Origin of the sequence: Desulfotignum balticum DSM 7044 (genome assembly GCF_000421285.1) — a bacterium.
GTDB classification, from domain to species: Bacteria; Desulfobacterota; Desulfobacteria; order Desulfobacterales; family Desulfobacteraceae; genus Desulfotignum; species Desulfotignum balticum.
Genome location: NZ_ATWO01000001.1, coordinates 382,311 through 401,608, shown reverse-complemented (window position 1 = coordinate 401,608; position 19,298 = coordinate 382,311). Strand labels below are relative to the sequence as shown.

At 46.4% G+C, this 19,298-nt stretch carries 18 protein-coding genes; 9 read left to right on the top strand and 9 right to left on the bottom strand.

From position 1 onward, the window contains the following. Window positions 1-635 precede the first annotated feature (635 nt). From K365_RS0102185 to argH, 7 genes are all read right to left on the bottom strand, one after another. Window positions 636-938 (bottom strand): addiction module antidote protein, encoded by a 303-nt coding sequence (locus K365_RS0102185; RefSeq protein ID WP_024333325.1) that lies wholly within the window; start codon window positions 936-938, stop codon window positions 636-638. A 3-nt stretch (window positions 939-941) separates the two neighbouring features. Beyond that, complete coding sequence (locus tag K365_RS0102180) at window positions 942-1,238, bottom strand: type II toxin-antitoxin system RelE/ParE family toxin (protein ID WP_024333324.1); 297 nt, start codon at window positions 1,236-1,238, stop codon at window positions 942-944. 161 nt (window positions 1,239-1,399) lie between these two features. After that, on the bottom strand, window positions 1,400-3,007 hold the full coding sequence (locus K365_RS0102175) for an IS1634 family transposase (RefSeq protein ID WP_024333323.1): 1,608 nt from the start codon (window positions 3,005-3,007) through the stop codon (window positions 1,400-1,402). A 297-nt stretch (window positions 3,008-3,304) separates the two neighbouring features. After that, entirely contained in the window at window positions 3,305-4,426 is a 1,122-nt protein-coding gene (locus K365_RS0102170) for a mandelate racemase/muconate lactonizing enzyme family protein (RefSeq protein WP_024333322.1), read from the bottom strand. Next, entirely contained in the window at window positions 4,423-6,330 is a 1,908-nt protein-coding gene (locus K365_RS0102165; RefSeq protein WP_024333321.1) for a TRAP transporter permease, read from the bottom strand. Before K365_RS0102165 ends, K365_RS0102170 begins: the two co-directional genes overlap by 4 nt. A 71-nt stretch (window positions 6,331-6,401) precedes the next feature. After that, on the bottom strand, window positions 6,402-7,376 hold the full coding sequence (locus K365_RS0102160) for a TAXI family TRAP transporter solute-binding subunit (RefSeq protein ID WP_024333320.1): 975 nt from the start codon (window positions 7,374-7,376) through the stop codon (window positions 6,402-6,404). Window positions 7,377-7,504: 128 nt separating this feature from the next. Further along, window positions 7,505-9,001, bottom strand: a complete 1,497-nt coding sequence (gene argH, locus K365_RS0102155) for an argininosuccinate lyase (RefSeq protein ID WP_024333319.1) — start codon at window positions 8,999-9,001, stop codon at window positions 7,505-7,507. 217 nt (window positions 9,002-9,218) lie between these two features. Between argH and K365_RS0102150 the strand changes: the two genes are divergently transcribed. The 6 genes from K365_RS0102150 (at window position 9,219) to K365_RS0102125 (ending at window position 13,995) form a co-directional block, all read left to right on the top strand. Further along, the gene (locus tag K365_RS0102150) at window positions 9,219-10,103 is read left to right on the top strand and encodes a LysR family transcriptional regulator (RefSeq protein ID WP_024333318.1); all 885 of its coding nucleotides are present in this window, start codon (window positions 9,219-9,221) and stop codon (window positions 10,101-10,103) included. A 315-nt stretch (window positions 10,104-10,418) separates the two neighbouring features. Continuing rightward, the gene (gene tnpA, locus K365_RS0102145; protein WP_024333317.1) at window positions 10,419-10,742 is read left to right on the top strand and encodes an IS66 family insertion sequence element accessory protein TnpA; all 324 of its coding nucleotides are present in this window, start codon (window positions 10,419-10,421) and stop codon (window positions 10,740-10,742) included. Next, window positions 10,742-11,089 carry an IS66 family insertion sequence element accessory protein TnpB gene (gene tnpB, locus K365_RS0102140; protein ID WP_006967310.1) on the top strand — a complete coding sequence of 116 codons (348 nt, stop codon included), beginning with the start codon at window positions 10,742-10,744 and terminating at the stop codon, window positions 11,087-11,089. Before tnpA ends, tnpB begins: the two co-directional genes overlap by 1 nt. A 45-nt stretch (window positions 11,090-11,134) precedes the next feature. After that, window positions 11,135-12,712 carry an IS66 family transposase gene (tnpC, locus tag K365_RS0102135; protein WP_024333316.1) on the top strand — a complete coding sequence of 526 codons (1,578 nt, stop codon included), beginning with the start codon at window positions 11,135-11,137 and terminating at the stop codon, window positions 12,710-12,712. 218 nt (window positions 12,713-12,930) lie between these two features. Further along, window positions 12,931-13,500 carry a flavin reductase family protein gene (locus K365_RS0102130; RefSeq protein WP_006967787.1) on the top strand — a complete coding sequence of 190 codons (570 nt, stop codon included), beginning with the start codon at window positions 12,931-12,933 and terminating at the stop codon, window positions 13,498-13,500. A gap of 21 nt (window positions 13,501-13,521) precedes the next feature. Then, window positions 13,522-13,995 carry a YbaK/EbsC family protein gene (locus K365_RS0102125; protein ID WP_006967788.1) on the top strand — a complete coding sequence of 158 codons (474 nt, stop codon included), beginning with the start codon at window positions 13,522-13,524 and terminating at the stop codon, window positions 13,993-13,995. 51 nt (window positions 13,996-14,046) lie between these two features. Here K365_RS0102125 and K365_RS0102120 read toward each other — a convergent pair whose 3' ends face one another. Next, window positions 14,047-14,502, bottom strand: coding sequence for a DUF3795 domain-containing protein (locus K365_RS0102120; RefSeq protein ID WP_024333315.1), 456 nt, complete (start codon window positions 14,500-14,502; stop codon window positions 14,047-14,049). A 128-nt stretch (window positions 14,503-14,630) separates the two neighbouring features. On the opposite strand from K365_RS0102120, the gene K365_RS0102115 reads away from it, so the two are divergent. After that, window positions 14,631-15,629: a GlxA family transcriptional regulator gene (locus K365_RS0102115; RefSeq protein WP_006967790.1), complete on the top strand. Its 999-nt coding sequence runs from the start codon at window positions 14,631-14,633 to the stop codon at window positions 15,627-15,629. A gap of 40 nt (window positions 15,630-15,669) precedes the next feature. Here K365_RS0102115 and K365_RS29025 read toward each other — a convergent pair whose 3' ends face one another. Further along, window positions 15,670-16,758 carry an SO_0444 family Cu/Zn efflux transporter gene (locus tag K365_RS29025; RefSeq protein ID WP_245157442.1) on the bottom strand — a complete coding sequence of 363 codons (1,089 nt, stop codon included), beginning with the start codon at window positions 16,756-16,758 and terminating at the stop codon, window positions 15,670-15,672. Window positions 16,759-17,001: 243 nt separating this feature from the next. Here K365_RS29025 and K365_RS0102105 point away from each other — a divergent pair, with 243 nt between their 5' ends. Together K365_RS0102105 and K365_RS26295 are read left to right on the top strand one after the other, a co-directional pair. Then, window positions 17,002-18,318: an MFS transporter gene (locus K365_RS0102105; RefSeq protein WP_024333313.1), complete on the top strand. Its 1,317-nt coding sequence runs from the start codon at window positions 17,002-17,004 to the stop codon at window positions 18,316-18,318. Window positions 18,319-18,326: 8 nt separating this feature from the next. Next, window positions 18,327-19,295 carry a phosphotransferase gene (locus K365_RS26295; protein ID WP_024333312.1) on the top strand — a complete coding sequence of 323 codons (969 nt, stop codon included), beginning with the start codon at window positions 18,327-18,329 and terminating at the stop codon, window positions 19,293-19,295. Window positions 19,296-19,298 lie beyond the last annotated feature (3 nt).

Here is a 19,298-nt window from a genome sequence, read left to right as displayed (position 1 = left end):
CCTCTTATCCCCCCCGAAAGGGGGGAGGAGGATAAAGGCATGCAGCGGTTCCTGCTGTTTGGTTTCAACCTGCTCAAATTCATCAATTAATCTTATCATTTTCCCATACCTTGCTTTTTTTCACTTAGGCACTCCAAATTGGGATTTTTGACCGGATTTTTGGGATATTAATGTAACACTTTACAGGTAAGCCGTAGAACCAATTTAAACAGGTGCTGGCTTTCAGGATACAGAATTTTTAATTTAAATCATCGTGTGCTTATGGGTAACGAGGTGGACAACAAGCCACGTAGAATATTAAAATCATCAAATTCTATCCAAAAAAGATTTTGAGCCTCGAAAATATCAGTTGAAACTTCAAAATTTGTAGATACACGCCGAATATCATTCAGTCACGAATATGATTGAATGACGGGGTTTTTGTGGATTTGTGTTATTACAAACCGCAAACCCAAGCTTACAGGGATAGTCTGGGGACATCATCCACCTAAAAACGGAGCCTGTCTTGCAAGTAGTCCTCGCCTCAACACCTTGGTTTGATCTGCCATCTTTTATATATCAGGCCTCAATAACAAAAAAAATCAGCACCCCTCGAGAAACGCCTAAGAATTTTTAAATTGAAAATGGATCGTAGCTCAATGAGTGTTGGCAGGCTGAGCTACCAAACGAACGCCAAGGGCTGCACACACCTTATTAATTGTGTCAAATCGAGGTTTGGCGTTTGGTTTAAGTGCTTTATACAAGGCTTCACGGGTTATTCCTGTCGATTTGGCAACTTCGCTCATACCACGAGCCTTGGCAGCTATTCCCAGAGCGTGCGCCAGCTCGGCGGCATCACCGTCTTCAATCACCATGGTGATGTAAGCAGCAATGTCTTCTTCGCTTTTAAGCTGCTCGGCCATATCAAAATCCGGCAGATCTGCAATTCGTTTTTTCATGTTTCAATCCTCCAAAGCGGTTTCCCGCTGTTTGGCCTTGGCAATGTCGCTCTCCTGGCTGCTTTTGTCTCCCCCACCAAGCATGACGATCAAAGTTTCACCTCGCTTGGTGTAGTACATTCTCCAGCCTGGACCAAAATGTTCCCTCATTTCAAAGATGCCTTCCCCCACTGGTTTTACATCACCGAGGTTGCCACGCTGTGCTTTATCGAGACGGCGGCTTAGACGAAGCCGCGTAATACGGTCTTTCAAGTTGTTCAGCCATTTATCAAATTCGGGCAATGTTTTAACCGTGTACATACAGCACATGTAATCGATCGAATACAAAAAGTCAAATAAAATTTAATGCACAAAATTAATGATACGACCTCTCCTATGCCGGTTCAAAGCAGTATTACAGGGATAGTCCACAGGATTTTGGGCGGTAAAATATGAAATCCAATAGATCCTGAATTCCCGTGCTATTGTAACGAGTTCGGAGGTATGACTTCAAATTTCGAGTAAAGTTCAGTTTGCTTATTAGTCATTTCTCCAACCTGTAATTTTTGACCAGGCACTTCAAAACATTCGATAATGTCAAATTCATCCAGAATCTCCTGCATTGTAAAATCCTTGAACAGGCTGTTATCTTTCATTTTCTTGGTGATATAAGACAGAAAAATGAGAGAGAGGAATTGTACAAACATCTTGCCATCCAGGCTTTGTTCCGATGAAACGGCAACCCGCCTGGGATTCAACCGTTCTTTCAAATTTTCAAAGGCTTTCTCTATCATGTCCTTATTGCGGTATAGTTCCAGTGCTTCAACAGGATCTTTAACCTCATTGCTGATCAGAGCAAAATAGCCGTAGTTTCGTTTTGCCTGTGCAAAAGCCTCTTCTTTTGCCGTGACCTTCGTTCCCCTTACTGGAGTTGTTCTGACATCGAAAAATTTTTCATACTGCTTTTCATGATCCGGATGCCGCTGCCCTTTTACCAGCTCCTCCTGCAAGACAGCCATTCGGTTATTGAAAGCTTTCTCATCTTCCAGTGCCCGTTCCGGAGAATAATAGATGTGAAGATACATCCGGCGTTCAGCTGTGAGGGTATCGTTTTTGTAAGGACGTTCCTGAACATAGTTCCAGGTAATGGGCAGGCAATATGCATAAAGCTGATAAGCCTGCTTGTAATAAGGCCAGGCGCGCATCATGTCCCGAACAGGATCAAGATGTGTCTTCACCAGATTCAACGACAGTTTCGCACCTATCAGGAACTTGATGTGATGGCGGTAAAGCTCATTGATGTTGGCTGCACTGAAAAATCCCCGGTCAAGGACCACTTTGACCTTTTCATAACCGAGCGTATTCATGTCAGCAAGCAGTTTTCTCAGCGTTTTGACATCAGGTATGTTTCCAGCCAGTTTCCGGTAATAAAACGGCAGGCGTGATTCCTGGCCGAACAGCAGGCTGAGGTTGATCTGTGCCAGTGGTTCATGATCTTTGTTTTTACCATATCGCACCTGTCTGAGGCATTTTGAATAACTGGATATCGACGTGCTGTCATAGGCCAGATATTCTTTTTCGATCCGGCGCTTGCCCTGGAGTTGGAAAAAACGTTGCCTTGCCTCCTCCGTGATGGAAGCCAACAGTTCACTGCTCCTTTGAGAACAGATGATTTCACCGAATGGATGCCGGTGAATGGCTGCCCAGTGTGGAAAACGGCTCAAGGGGTTTTTGTCCTCAAGAATCAGATAATAGACAATGGACAGGATCTGCCGCCAGTTGTCTGGAAAGCATGTTTTCAAATCCTCAAGCAGGCCGGTATCTTCAGCTATACGATCAAAAAAATAGGTGGCACCATAAAATTTGCGGGCATTCCTGGTAAAAGACATAGTCCCTTTTTTCGTGGTTTCTGTCCTGGGGGGTATTTTTTTTCTGCGGGTAGGAACAATCTGCTGTGTTTCGGGATCCACCCGCCCGATACATTTTCGTTTTGCCCTTGACTGCTTTTTCTTTTTATCCCAATGGGAGATTGACTCATAAGCATAAGTGATTCCAGTCTTTTTATTGGTCTGATACACAATGGCTGCCATAGACGATCTCCTTGTTTTCATCGTTACAATTACATATACTGTAACGATGAAAATTGCAAGGAAAATCGAACAAATTTATTATTTTTTTAGTGGGTTACTCTGATTTCATCGTTATATTTTTACGGGAATTTAGGTGTTATCTTATTTAAATTAAAGAATATTTAAGAAATAACTGTCAAAGATCAGCCTTGGCCATGTCACCGAAGGCAGAGATTAAAAGCTCTGCTCCTCCGTCTTCCGGGGCTGCCATGAGGTATTCCGGGTTAATTCCATCCAAAGCCCCAAATGGGCGTTTGTTTAGGCCCAATCTTCTACTGCGAATTTTTCCGCGCGATCAAGATCAATCGAGAATCCAAGTCCAGCAGTCAACGGTAAAGAGATTTGTCCGTTTTGGATTTCCGGCTTTCTGGGATAAAGCTCGTGCCAAAACGGGTCTCGTTCCGGTTCAGGATAGATCTCTGCGTAGGTTCCGTTTGAGGTGCTGCCTATCAGATGCATGCTTATATGCGGTTCACCGACCTGGGCCATGCAAACATCGGCTAAATCCGCTGCCGAAGCCAGTTTTCGCCAGGCAGTAATCCCACCTCCTCGGTTATACGTCATATTCAACACATCAACGGCACCGGATGTCAGCAGACGAAACGAATCAAAAACTGAGGGATCACTTTGACCGGCGCCTATTGCAATGCCGCTCTTAAGGCGAACGTCACGCAAACCGTTGCATACATTTTTCCGATGTACAGGTTCTTCAAGCCAATCGGGCCTGACCGCCTTAATCAGCTCGGCAAATCGTAGGGCATCTGAGGGTGTCCACGCCATGTTTGAATCCACAACGATCCTAAAATTCTCACCAGCAATTTCACGCAGGGCCAAGACCCGTTCAGCATCTTCTTCTATCGAAAGCGCGCCAACTTTGAACTTGATGCCGGCCAGACCAGCTTTTTGAAATTCTTTGCACTCCTTTTCGATTCCCTGTGGATCTCTGGCTCGTTCGTAATACCCGCCGATACCGATTACAGGTACCGATGGATTTGCGCCGCCTAAAAGTCGCCAAAGCGGGATATTAAAGTATTCAGCCCGCGCCACCCACAAAGCGGAGTCAACTATGGAAATCGCTTTCACGAAATCTTCCTGTGGTATGTAAGGTGTAAAACCTTTGAACATTTCATGCCACAGAGCCTCGTTGTCCAAGATGTTTTGTCCAACCACTATCTTTTTGAGGACTCCGGTAATCATTGACTTCAGATAGTCACTGTATCTAAATTCATTGCCAAGGCAGACGACTGTGGAAAAATTGTCTTCCAATTCGACACGGCAAAGCAAGGCCCCGCGGCTATCGACGCGATAGGTTCCCCCGCTAAAATTCCCGCTGAGACTGGTCGAAATTTCGCGAATCGTAAGATTTTGAATTGTACTCATTTATTATCCTTTATTTTATTTTTTTGAATTGTCACAATTACAACAGCTATTATTACCAGTCCGATAATATCTGAAACCAGTCCAGATTTAATAAGTATAATTGAGGAAGATAATAACAGGGCTCTTAATAACATGTTTATTCTATCGCCCAAAAGCCAACCCTGAACTGCACTTGCCAGAGCAAACGTACCAATTAGTGATGTAATGGTAGAGATAATAATTTCTAAAATCGAGCCTTTTAACAATAGAGTCGGATTATAAGCGAACATAAAAGGAACTATAAAGGCGGCTATTCCTAATTTTACAGAGGTAAAGGCAACTTCCATGGGTTTTGCCTTTGCAACGCCTGCTCCGGCAAAAGCAGCCAATGCAACCGGCGGAGTAATGGCTGACAGACAGGCAAAATAAAAAACAAACATGTGAGCGGCCAATAACGGTACACCCATCTCCACCAAGGCAGGTGCCATCACGGAAGCCGTAATGACGTATGACGCAGCTGTAGGCAAGCCCATTCCAAGTATGAGACAAGCTATCATTGTAAGAACCAATGCAATTGATAAATTGTTTCCTGAAAAAGAAATGATTAAACTTGCGAACTTCAGACCTACACCGGTTAAATTCAAAATACCTATAATGATGCCGGCAGTCGCACACGCAGAAATAATTCCCATAGCTGATGTTGAACTATTTACCAGTGCTCCAAAAATCTTCACAGGAGTCATAAATGTGCTTTTTGAAAAAAAAGAAACAAGCAGCACTGTTAAAATAGCCCACAAAGCGGCCTTATTCGGACTTGACTTCAGAATCGTTAGTATGAAGATCAACACCAATAATGGGGCAATTAAGAAACCTTGTTTTCTCAAGATTTTGATAGGATTAGGTATTTTATTCTTATCTAATCCATGTAGACCGGTTTTGGCTGCCTCCAAATCAACCATAATATAGACAGCAACAAAAAATAATAATGCGGGTAAGACTGAAGCAGCCACAATATCAAGGTAGGCTATGCCTGTTAGGGATGCCATAATAAAGGCTGCAGAACCGAGGATAGGAGGCATTATTTGGCCACCGGTGGAGGCAACTGACTCTAAAGCACCCGAGAATCTTGGGGAATAACCGATTTTTTTCATTAATGGAATTGTAAATGCGCCAGTTGTAACAACGTTAGATACCGAAGTTCCTGAGACTGTCCCCATCAATGCACTTGCAAAAACTCCCGCTTTAGCCGGCCCCCCTCGTTTTCCCCCTGCGACTCCCAATGCAAAATTAATAAAAAATTTACCCGCGCCGGATGAGCCCAAAAATGACCCAAAAATAATAAATATGAAAACAAAATTTGCAGTTGCACTGATCGGAGAACTGAAAATGCCGTCAAAACCAGAAAGATAACCAATAATCCTTCCCCAGTTATAGCCCCGGTGTCCTAACATGCCAGGCAGATAGCCACCGAATTTTGCATAAAGAATAAAACAGAGAGCCAAAATCGGCAGTATTAGTCCTGAAGTGCGCCTGGTAGTTTCTAAAATTAATATAATCAGTATACCAGCGGCAAAGACGTCCCAATTCGTTGGTGAAGTGCCCATACGATTTGTCAGATCATTCATTTGAGTGATTAAATAAATCGAAGAGAAAATCATCAATAAAATTAAAATCAAATCAACTAATTTATCAAAAAAAGAGTGATTTTTCCTCATAGGGTAAATAGAAATAATCAATATGATTGCCGTAGAGACATGTATGGTATAAAAAATCCAAGGAATTGTCGGCTTAAACCCTAAAACGTAAATATGATATAACGGGACCACCATAGCCACTGCAATGATTACATATTTTATAACAAGTGATTTGCCGGTTAATTTATTTTTTACTTCTAACTGGTTTAAAATGCTTTCATTAATATCCAAAGGAGGCTCCCCCTGTTTTAGAATTTTCCCTTATGATTTTGATCAACCATAAGGGAAAATGATTTTAAGTTTTAGTTTTCAGAAGGAATGAGGTTATTCGGGATATTGACTCCCATTTCTTGATAGTATCTTAGTGCACCAGGATGAAGAGGGACACTACTATAGAGGATATTGTCCATTATCAAATTCTTTGCAGAAGCATTAGAGGCAACCATTTGATCACGTGCTTCAAAAGTGGCTTTCACAATCTTATAGACATAATCATCTGGTAAATCTTTTGAGGCTAACGCAATATTCCAAAACTGGATACATTTAAAATCACTTTGCAGATGCTTGTATGTTTCTTTTTTTAGAGTGCCTAAAGACCAATATGGATACTTCTTTTTAATTGTTCTTATTTCCATTGTAGTTAAAGGTATGAATTTTATTTCGTGTGTTGTCTCCAAGTCCAGTAAAAATGGCGCTGGGACACCTGAAACCCCTATGTTTACATCCACCAGGCCATCTTTTAAATTATTGACTCCGATATTCGTAGAAATTGGACTGATGCTCTTAGGGTGGATTTTTAATGCTTTTAAAACGCCATTACCTGCTAAATCACTGGTACTGCCCGAATTCCCGGTGCAAACTAACTTCCCTTCCAATTCAGAAATAGAATTAATATTGTTTTTTTCGAGAGTATAAATGTACAGTACACTAAAATACATAGGAAAAATGGCTCTAATTTTATCATATTTTTTGTCAGCCCAGCCTTTACCGTTATATGCTTCTCCGGCAAGCCATGTGGTTGCCCAACCAAAATCGATATCACCAGATTGAATTAACTTAATATTGTCACTTGGTCCACCTGTAGCTTCCACTGAAAAACTGGAACCAGCAATTTTTTTTTGCATAATATTGGACCAGGCAGCCCCCCATCCATAATATGAAGCGCCTTGCGGGCCGGCACCGATTGAAATTCTATTAACATTTGAAGCAGAATAGCTATTACAAATCGGGAAAAAGAACAGAACTAAAATCGCAATACCTATAATATTTTTTTTCATTGTAACTTATCCTTAAATAATAATTGTTTGTATCCCGTGACCCCTTTGATAAAGCATTATAAGGTCCGTTGTGAACTTGGCTCAATTTATCAAATTATAAATTTATTTTTTTTCATTAAAAAACCTCCTTATCTATAATGTTTTAATAAACTTTTAATTCTATTGTGCAGGTTTGTTTTTGATTGTAGGAGACGGTTTTGGTAGTTTGAAATTTTTTTATCATCACCCTTGATCTTTTGTTCCATCCTTTTTAATTGGATCTCAACCTCTGATGGACAAGGGCTTCCTGTGACCTTTCTTGAATTAATATTTAAAACAGGATCTAAGGCCAATTGAATTTTTTCATCAGATAAACTGATATTCTTTTTTGTTAATTTTGAAGATATTTCGGTAAGAAGTTTGCTGTTAATATTTGTTGGATTCTGGCCCTGCTCTATAATATGGATTACGATATTGGCTACAATATTATGCGCTAAGCTATTGGATAAACCGACCTCTTTTACAAGAGTGTTACTCAACTCTGTGACCGTACTGAAATCAACGAAGGTTCTGTCCAACGCGTGTTTTTCATTAATTTTAATGGTCTTCAGTGTTGTGATAAGTAAATAAATCGAAGCCTCAACCTCAAAAAAAGAGTCCCAAAAATATCTGAGACATTCCATGCTTGAATCCCTACATTGTGTATATGGAGTATTCTTTAAGCAGCTCGAAGCAGATATATATGCGGCCTGCAGGTGAGCCGCTTTTGATTTTATATGTTCGAAAGTAACGGGATTCTTTTTTTGAGGCATAATACTACTGCACATAGCGACGGAACCATTAACTTCAATTAAAGAAAATTCTTCTGTTGACCATATATAGAGATCATGACTTAGCCGGCTTAAATGAATCATGAATATACTTAACGCTGATAGGATTTCTAACACATAATCTCTGGAGGCTATTCCATCTAACGAGTTTCCAGTCGGGCCATTGAAGCCCAATAATTCAGCGGTTAATTCTCGGTCAATATCAAATGTTGTTGCCGCCATTGCCCCACTGCCAAGAGGTGATTGATTTAACCGTTCATAGCAATTTTCAAGTCTGGAAAAATCTCTTTCCAATGCATGCAGATGAGCTGCTAAATAGTATCCTAAAGTGATAGGTTCTGCCGGTTGCATGCAGGTATAACCAGGCATAATAAGATGAATGTGTTTTTTAGATAATCCTAAAATATGCAACCGAAGTTCATTGATTTGTGAACATGATCTTAACAAATAAGTTCGGGAATTCATCCTTGTTACCGTTCCAAACAAATCATTTCTGCTTCGGGCTGTATGTAACCGTCCTCCCACATCAGCACCTATTTTTTTTATAATGTAGGCTTCGATATTTGAATACAGGTCTTCTGAATTACAGTCGATACTGAGTATGCTTGGTCCCTGTTCTTCCATTTTTTTTAATACTTTTAAAATGGCCACAGTAGTTTCGGCTGTAATAATACCTTGCTGCATCAACATAATTAAGTGAGCATAATTGATTTCAAGCAATGGATAATAGGATTTTTCCAGATCACTTTTAATACTTGGACCAAATAAATATTTAACGATTTCTTTAGATGGTGCTTCTTTTAGACGTTCCCTCACAACTAAATTCCTCTCATAAATTTTGAGTTTTAATTACATAGCAAAATATCAATTAAGCTAATCGTTAATTCGAGCTTTGGTTGCCGCACCCTCAGTTCAAATAAGTTGATTTCCGTTTACGAATCCGATTAAAGATTAAGTAATAATAATTTTTTGACCTTAAATTTGTCAAATTAATTGTATTGATCTTTTTAGATAAATATTGTTTATATAAAGAATGGAATTTCGACAGTTAGAAGCATTTCGTGCAATAGCCACTCTTGGAAGTTTCTCAGCCGCAGCTCAGAAGCTCCATGCAACGCAACCGGCAATCTCCTCGAGGCTCAGTGCTCTCGAGGATGAACTCGGCGCGGAGCTGTTTGATAGAAAATCTCGACCAGCACGACTTACAGTGACGGGGCATCGCCTGTTACGTCATGTTGATCGTGTATTTGATGCGACAAATGATATTCGCCGTATTGTCGGTGGAGCATCCCGGCATATTGACACTGCGCGGATCGGCATTCCAAGTGCCTTGGTTTCGAAATGGGCCGCATACCTAATGACCTCAATCTATAAAAGCAATCCTCAGGCCAAAGTGGAGCTTCACATCGACCGGTCGACCGTCCTACGTCATATGCTTGCAACCGGTGAGATTGATTTTGCTTTAGTCATTGGTCCGATAGACGAGCCTAAATTGATATCAACACCAATCGCCCGATATGACTATTGCTGGATCGCGGACAGACAAACGGCAGAGGCCGGCAAATTAAAGTCGGTAGAGGACACAATGGGTCTTATATTCACTTATTCCAAGGATTCTATTGTGTTTCGTGCACTTTCAAACTATCTAAAGGAGAAAGGACTGGCCAGTGTCGAACTGAGTGGAAGCAATTCCACCGATGCAGTTTTGAATTTGGTTTCAAAAGGCCTTGGAATTGGGGTCGTCATGACTGCTGCAATTGAATCCGAGTCCCTGAATACTCAAAAAATTCATAAACTGGACTTGGAAACTGACATGATACCTGATTCAGAATACTGGGCCATTTACAGGCGGGATGGAGATGTACTTTTGGGAGAATATCTAGTGAACGCCTGTCTTGGGGTATCGCTGTCCGGCTGACCTCACCTTTTACAGGCCTGAAATATAAAAAAACTGAACTGAGCCTTAATGGTATAAGTCTCTGTGAAATCTGAGAGCTAAAAAGCGAGGACTCTGTCTATGACTCCTCTCCCGCAATCTAAAATTTAAAACCCGAGACTATTATTAAAAGTCCTGGGGATTTTAATTTTACCCAATATATTTTGTAGGAGAATTGCATCTATCGATAATAATCAAGATTAATTATCCCTGTATGGTAAGCGGTAATTAAACCCCATCTTCCGCAGCCCCGCCTTTCCGGAGTATGATGTCGCCAAAATTCAAAATGGAGGCATCATGGGAACAGAAACAAGACAAGAAAAACTGGAGAAACTCCGCAAGTTCTGGAAGACCCACCTGGATAAATGGGAAGAATCCGGACTTTCCCAGAAAGAATATTGCCGGCAGCACAATCTGGTTTATCATCGCTTCGGGTATTGGAAAGCCCGGTTTAAATCCAGAAACCTGCCGGTCAAGTTCGTCCAGGTGGCATCACAACCCATAAACCCCGGCCCATATGTTTTAAAGCTCAATCTGCCCCGGGGTTGCCAGATTGAAATTCCGGACGATTTTTCGGCAGACACATTGAAACGGATCCTGGTCACATTGCAGGAGTCGTAATGATAACCGTTCCATCAGATGTAAAGATCTATCTGGCCCTGGGTGCAACGGACATGCGAAAATCCATCAACGGCCTTTCCATTATCGCCAGTGAACAGATGAAGCTGGATATTTTCTCAGGCCATCTGTTTGTTTTCTGCAACCGGAGCAGAACCATTTTGAAGATCCTGTATTGGGACCGGAATGGATTCTGCATCTGGCAGAAACGGCTTGAAAAAGACCGGTTTAAATGGCCCGGCACCCACAAAGAGGTCATGAATATCGGGGAAAAAGAATTGTCCTGGCTGGTGGCGGGATTGAACATTCAGCAGGCCCACAAACCGTTGAAATATTCCATGATTTTTTAGAGAAAAAACTATGAAAACCCGCGTGGTTGTGCTATATGTCAGCACATGAACATCGAGAAGATTTCAGACATAAACGATATTGATGAATTAAAGGAAAACCTGTTTTTTCTGGTCGGAGAATTCGACCAGAAAGAGCGTAATTACCAGTCTGAAATCAAAATCCTCAATGAACAGATAAAAAGTCTTCAAGACAGACTGTTCGGCCGTAAAACAGAGAAAATCCACAAACCGGACGGACAGCTTCCCCTGTTTGATATGCCTGAACCGGATCTCCCCATCCAGGAAGAGCCGGAAGATGTTACCATTAAGGAACATACACGCAAAAAACGTGGCCGCAAACCCTTGCCGCCAAATCTGCCCCGCATAGAGGTTATTCACGAGCTCAGCGAAGAGGAAAGGCAGTGCGGCTGCGGTTGCCTCAGGGAGCGTAGCGGACAGGAAGTATCTGAACAACTGGATTATATCCCGGCCCAAGTCAGGGTGATCCGGAACATCCGGTATAAATATGCCTGCAAAAACTGCGAAGGGACCGAGGATGACAAACCTGCCGTGTCTATTGCCAGGATGCCGGATCAGATTATCCCGAAAAGCATTGCCACCCCCGGGCTTCTGGCTCATATCCTGACTGCAAAGTTTGCCGATGCCCTGCCGTTTTACCGTCAGGAAAAGCAATTCAAACGGCTGGGAGTCGAGATCCCCAGATCCACCATGTGCGGATGGGCAATGAAAACTGCGGAAGCCTGTGACATCATTCTGGACATGATGAAAAAAGCGGTGCTTCAAAGCGATCTGATCAACATCGATGAAACCCCGGTGCGGGTGTTGAAGGAGCCCGGCCGTATAAAAAGTTACATGTGGGTGTTCAAGGGGACCTCTCGGGGGAGGCCGGTGCTTTTGTACCATTACGATCCTTCCCGGTCCGGGGATGTGGCAGCCTCCTTTTTGAACGGGTATAAAGGAATCGTCCAGACGGACGGATATTCGGGCTATGGGTTTCTTGATAAAAAAAAGGACATCCTTCATGTGGGCTGCTGGGTTCATGCCCGTCGAAAATTTGTGGAGGTGACCAAAGCAGTCAGCCGCAAAACCAAAACACCGGTCGGCAATGCCGCTACAGCGTTGAAATATATCGGCAAGCTGTACAAGATTGAAAAAGCAGCCCGGGAGAATCAATTGTCACCCCGTGAGATATATGAAAAACGCCAGACGGAAGCCGTTCCGATTCTTGAAGAGTTTAAAAAATGGCTGGATGCCACCGTTGAAAAAGTGCCCCCCAAAAGCCTTCTGGGAAAAGCGGTGAATTACACGCTGAACGAATGGGATCGTCTGATCCGTTATATCGAGGATGGCCGGGTGGGTCCGGACAACAATGCGGTTGAAAATGCCATCCGCCCCTTTGTGGTGGGACGGAAGAACTGGCTGTTCTCCTGCACGCCCGAGGGTGCCCGGGCCAGCGCAGCCATTTACAGCCTGATCGAAACCGCCAAGGCCAACGGACTGGAACCCTACTGGTACCTGAAACACCTGTTCGAGAATCTCCCAGAAGCCATGTCCGATGAAGATTTTAAGGCGCTGCTCCCACAACAGATTGACAAAGATCAAATCGCTGTTCCAACACCATGAATAGTACCGGAAATCCGGCCCGGTGAGAAGGTGGGGTTTATTGACCGCTTACTTCTGAGGCTGAATAAATTTATGATATCCATGCAATCCTAAATCTGATAATCTCGGATGATATGGAAGAAGGGAATACCGGAGAGATCAATACTTATTTGCATAACCCTTTTTTAAACTGACAGGTGTTCGGCTATCGCTGCACACCAGCAAAGGAAGGTTACAGTATGAAAAAATCCATTGGTGCAAAAACAATCCTGTATCCCACACCGGTACTGATCGTGGGGACCTATGACAAGAACGGCAAACCCAATGCCATGACAGCGGCCTGGGGCGGGATCTGCTGTTCCAGCCCGCCGTGCGTGACCGTGTCTTTGAGAAAAGCGACCTACAGCTACAACTGTCTCGTTGCCAGCGGTGCCTATACCCTGAGCATTCCTTCAGAAACCTATGTGGAAGCAGCTGATTATCTGGGCATGGCATCCGGGAAAACCGAGGACAAGTTCAAGACCGCCGGCCTGACCCCGGTCAAAAGCGACCAGGTCAATGCGCCGTATGTCAAGGAATTCCCCCTGATTCTGGAATGCAGATTGATACACACCCTGGAGATCGGGCTGCACACCCAGTTTGTCGGAGAAATTGTGGACATCAAAGCGGATGAATCCGTTCTGGCGGAAAACGGGATGCCGGACATTGAAAAAATGAAACCGATTTTGTATGCCCCCGCTGAAAAAGCGTATTTCAGTGTGGGCAAAAAAATCGGAGACGCGTTCTCCACAGGCAAACGCCTTAAATAACAAAGGAACAGGAACGATTCTATGTCAGTGGAAGCAGTTAAACAGTTTTTTTCAGATTTCAACATGGAGGATCGCGTCATGGTACTTGAAACCTCCACTGCAACGGTTGACGAGGCAGCCGCCGCCCATGGCGTGGATCCGGATCAGATCGGCAAAACCCTGTCATTTAAACTGGACGGCAGGCCCATTTTGATTGTTGTGGCCGGCAGGGCCAAAATCGACAACCAGAAGTACAAGCAGCAGTTTTCAAAAAAGGCGAAAATGCTCTCACCTGCCGAAGTGCTGGCATACACCGGTCATGCCGTGGGCGGTGTATGCCCTTTTGGGCTCAAACAGCCCATGGATGTGTACCTGGATATCTCATTGAAAAAACACCCGGAAATCATTCCGGCAGCCGGGGACCAGAATGCCTCAATCCGCCTGACCATAGAAGAACTGGAGCGGTTTTCAGACTGCAACGACTGGGTGGATGTGTGCACACAGCACCGGAACTGATTGCCGCGCCAACACTGCGCGGTGCTGTGTGAACCATTTTAGCGGGCTGCTTCAACCATATCTGGGCCGGGTTCTGGCTGTTTCACAATAGGTTTCAATTCCTTTTTTCCGGATGATCTGATTGATGGCCACCCAGCTGTTGTACAGGTTTTCATCAAACCGGGTGTTGTTGCAGGGAAACTGATCACACTGGTAACAGAAATCAACCCCCATTTCCTGGTGACAGGGCCGCACACCGCAGTTTTTAAAAATCCGGCACTGTTCATTCCGGCAGCCGTGGCAGTGTTCTGCCGCAAAATAATCAAGCATTTTTTCAAAATCGGGATATTTCCTGAACACAGGCGCCTCCAGCATGGATTCAAAGCGCCGGGCAGCGGCCCGGAAATTACCCAGCTTTTCCCTGAGCTGAATGCTCAATTTCCTGATATCCCCGTTGACATGGGCGAAACAGGTTTCACAGCACAGGCCGCAGGGGGCGATAACGGTTTTAATGGTGTCGGTTGTCATGGTGCATCTCCTTTATGTGACAGATTTCTGGCTTGTTTTTGTTTTAGCCATTGCAGACACAAAACAAAAGTGGCATAAACGACTTTTAGAGAGGTGATAACGACAGAAAGAAAGAAAAATTCAGACCCATGATACATGTTACGATTTTAGGCCTTTACAACTCCATGGCAACCACGGTTTTCGGCCCCATGGACATCCTCAACCAGGCCGGCCGCCTGTGGAACCGTCTTGCCGGCACCCCCCGCACCCCGCTGTTTGACGTGACACTTGCCTCGGCAGACGGCAAACCCATCCGGTCCGTGAACCGGGTTGAGATCATGCCCCATTGCAGCATTGAACAGATTTCGCACACCGACCTGATCATCATTGCCTCAGCCACATATATCGATAAAATCCTTGAGCAAAACCCGGAGCTGCCCGGCTGGATCCGGCACCATTATGATCAGGGGGCCCATGTGGCCAGTATCTGCACCGGGGCATTTCTTCTGGCGGAAACCGGACTGCTGGACGGCAGATCCGCCACGCTTCACTGGGGGTTTGCAGACCGGTTCAAAGCCCGGTATCCCAACGTGCGGTTGCAGCAGGACCGGATTTTCATCGATCACGGCAGACTTTACTGTTCCGCCGGAGTCACCGCCGGCATGGATCTGTCACTCTATCTGGTGGAAAAATTCTGCGGCAGACCGGCTGCCACAAAATCGGCAAAAACCATGGTTCTTGCCATGGACCGGGAGAGCCAGGCCCCCTTCCGCTGTTTTCCCGGGATCACCGATCATACCGATCCTTTGATAGCCCGTGCCCAGCAATGGCTTGAAACAAATCTGGCCCGGGAAGTGAACTATGATGAACTGGCCCGCACTTTAAGGATAAGCCGCAGATCCCTGGAAAGGCGGTTCAAGCAGGCCACCGGCATGACCCCTTTGTCGTATCTTCAGGCACTCCGTGTTGAAAAAGCCCGGCAGCTTCTGGAGGAGGGCATTGCCACCTTCAGTGAAATCACCTATGCCGTGGGGTATGAAGATATCTCTTTTTTCCGGAAACTGTTCATCCGCCTGACAGGACTGAGACCCAAAGAATATCAGAAAAAATTTGCCGGTTATGCCGTTCATCCCCCGGGATCACAGTGACAAAAACCTTCCAATCCTTTTCCGGGCGCACCAGATACGTTCATTCGCTGCATTCTGAGCTGCACACCGTGGATGCACAACCGGTCGACTGCTTCCAGCTGGTGTAGACCATCAGGACGGCCAGCACGACTGCGGCAGGGATTTGAATCCAGACCGGCACGATTTCCGCTGCCTGTCCCACCACGGCGCTGGCGCGGATGCCCATCAAATCATATACCGCATCCACACCGATCCCCATGGCCAGGGAAGTGACAGCGATCATGGACAGGTAGATCACCAGGGTCCGGGTATTGAAAATGGTCCTCACCAGATTGATGGTGGCGGCATTGGTGGCCGGACCGGCCAGCAGAAACACCAGGGCGGCACCGGGATTGAGCCCCTTAAGAATCAGGGCCGCGGCAATGGGGGTGGAGGCCGTGGCACACACGTACATCGGGATTCCTGCGGCCAGCATGACCAGCATGGAGACAAACCGGTGATCATTGGCCCAGAGCGTGAGATCTTCCGGAAAAAAAAAGGTGATGACGCCGGCGATGAGAATCCCGACGACAAAGGGTTTTGCAATATCGCTCACCAGTTCGCCAAAGGCATATCTCATGCCTGTGACAAACCGGGGAAAAAAAGAAGAAGGGGGTGTGGGTGCACCGGCACGGGTGTCATCGGCACACCCTCAGCCCCCGGATGGTTTGGGGTCAATTTTTTCAGCCACAGGGCTGTCCTTTCCAAAAAAATTCTGGGCGATCCCTGTGGAGACGGCTGTGATAAACGCGGCCACGGGCCGGATCACCGTCATGACCGGATCCAGCATGGCCCAGGACACGGCAATGGAATCCACCCCGGTTTCAGGGGTGGATATCATGAATGACAACGCGGCCCCGCTGTTGGCTCCCTGTTTTTTCAAGCCTGTGGCCACGGGCACCACGCCGCAGGAACACAACGGCAAAGGGATACCGAAAAACGCCGCAAGCACCACCGGTTTGATCCTGCCTGTTCCCAGATAGGTCTTTATTTTTTCCGCCTTGAAAAACACATGCAGGAGCCCGGCGATAAAAAACCCGAACAGCATGTACACGGCCACATCCAGATACAGATACCACGATTCTTTTAATATATCATACACCACGGTCATTTCGTCATTTCCTTATCAACAGGGTACCACATGATCCAGGCGCATCTGAATCAGTGACCCATAGGATCATCATTGATCCGATTACACCGGCTGTCAACCTGGCAGCCGAAAATAAAAACAGCCAAACCTGTATCATAAACTTTCCGTGCCCGGGTTGATAAACAGGCCAGATCCGGATTGACAGAATGGGACGAAACCTGTATTTAAGCGGTTCAATCTTTAAACAAATCAGGAACCCGTCCTATGAAACAACGCGATGTCAATGCTTCCGGACCATCGGATTTCCGGTTCGAGCTGGCCAGGTGGTCTATTTTTGCCATTCTCATCCTTACCTATATTCTGGTGTATTTTCACCGCATGGCCCCGGGGGTGGTGTCGGAATATCTCATGGCGGACTTCAGCATCAGCGGGGCCCGTCTGGGATCCCTGGCTGCGGTCTATTTTGCCGTGTATGCGGTGATGCAGATTCCCTCCGGCGTGATCGCCGATACCCTGGGCACCCGGACATCCATCATCTTCGGAAACCTGGTGGCCGGCACCGGATCCATATTGTTCGGCCTGGCGCCGGGTTTTGAAATCGCTCTGGCCGGGCGGTTCCTGGTGGGGCTTGGCGTGTCTGTGGTCTTTATCGCCATCATGAAAAACAACGCGGTGTGGTTCCATGAAAAAGTGTTCGGCATCATGAGCGGCCTGACCCTGTTTTTCGGCAATCTCGGCGGGGTCCTGGCGGCCGGCCCCCTGGCGCAGGTGCTCACGGTGTTTCAATGGCGGACGGTGTTCACAGGGATCGGTTCTCTTTCTTTGATACTGGCGCTGGCCGGATTTCTGATAGTGAGAAACAAGCCCCAGGATATGGGGTTTGATCCGCCCAACACCTATGGGGGCAGCCTGGACATCCACACCCGCCACTGGGTGACCAACCTTAAAAGCGTTGCCATGACCCTTGAAGTCTGGCCCGGGTTCTGGGTCCAGCTGGGCATGATCGGCAGCAGCTATGCGTTCATGGGACTGTGGGGCATCCGGTATCTGCAGGACGTCCATCACCTGAGCCGGGGCGCTTCCGCCAACCTCATGACGGCCCAGCTGCTCAGCTTTGCTTTGGGCGCTTTGTTCTGGGGATGGATCTCCGACAGAATCGGCCGGAGAAAACCGTTTCTGATTGCAGCGGCCGCCGCATTCCTGGTGTCCTGGCCCATGCTGATGTTTCTGCCGTGGACAACCGGAATCAGCGGTTATGTTCTGTTTGCCTTTATGGGGTTTGCCGCATCCGGGTTTGTCATCACTTTTGCCGCAGCCAAAGAGATTGTCCATCCCAACCTGTCCGGCATGGGGGTCAGCATGGTCAACACCGGGTGTTTCGTGGGCACGGCCCTGGCCCAGCCCCTGGTGGGCTATATTGCGGATTTGACCTGGGACGGCACCCTGGCGGCCGGGGTCCGGGTTTACAGTGCCGGTGACTACCAGAACGGGTTCATCGCCATGATAATACTGTGCATTCTGTCTTTGATCGCTGCATTCCGGGTCAGGGAAACCTTTTGCCGGAACAGTTTCAAAGAATAAGATAACCCATGCTTGACTGGTCAAACACAGCCCTGCGCCAGTGGATTTGTGATCAATGGCAGATGGACATCCACTGTATCCGGCAGGACATCGACATCCAGGGCAGCCCGGAGCGGGCCTTGTCCCGGATAGTGATGGCGGATACACAGGACCGGCAGTTTCTGGTGGAGCAGTTTGACCCCGGAAAACGAACCATCCGGGACCGGGTGGCCCGGGCTGTGGATTTTTTGTTCACCCGCGGCCTGACCCGGGTGGTGCCATACCGGAAAACGGTGCAGGGAGAATTTCTGCCGTTTTTCAATGGGGCCTGTTTTCAAGTCTCTCGGTTTCTTGACGGAACCTTTTTAAAACGGCCGGATTATCTGTCATCCGCAGCCATGGGCCAAAACACGGCCCGGTTCCTGATAAAAATGGCTGAAGCCGCCACGGGCATGGAAAAGCATCTCTCTTTTCCCCGGTTTTCCATCAAAACTTATATCCATGAACTTTTCAGAACCATGAAAATCCATGATCAGCCCGTGTATGACCGGTTTCTGCCGGTGCTGGATTTTCTGGAGGCTGAATTCATGCCGGCCCATGATCACTTAGCCTTCGCGTTCTGCCACGGGGATCTGCACCCCTTGAACATCATCTGGGACAAAGACGAGATCCGGGCCGTGATCGACTGGGAATTTGCCGGCATCAAACCCGATCTTTACGATGCCGCCAATTTTGTGGGATGTGCCGGCATCGAGAATCCCAACGGCTTGGGCATGGACATGGTCATGACCTTTCTGGCTAAACTGCACCAGACAGAGGTGATCAGTGAGATGGGGTGGCGGTTTTTCCCGGAATATGTCCTGGCCCTGCGGTTTGCCTGGCTGTCGGAATGGCTCCGGAAAAAGGATCAGGAGATGATCGATCTGGAACATGCGTTCATGCGCATTCTTGTGGAGCACATGCCTGAGATCAGGCACGCGTTTGACCGCGTGGCATAACCG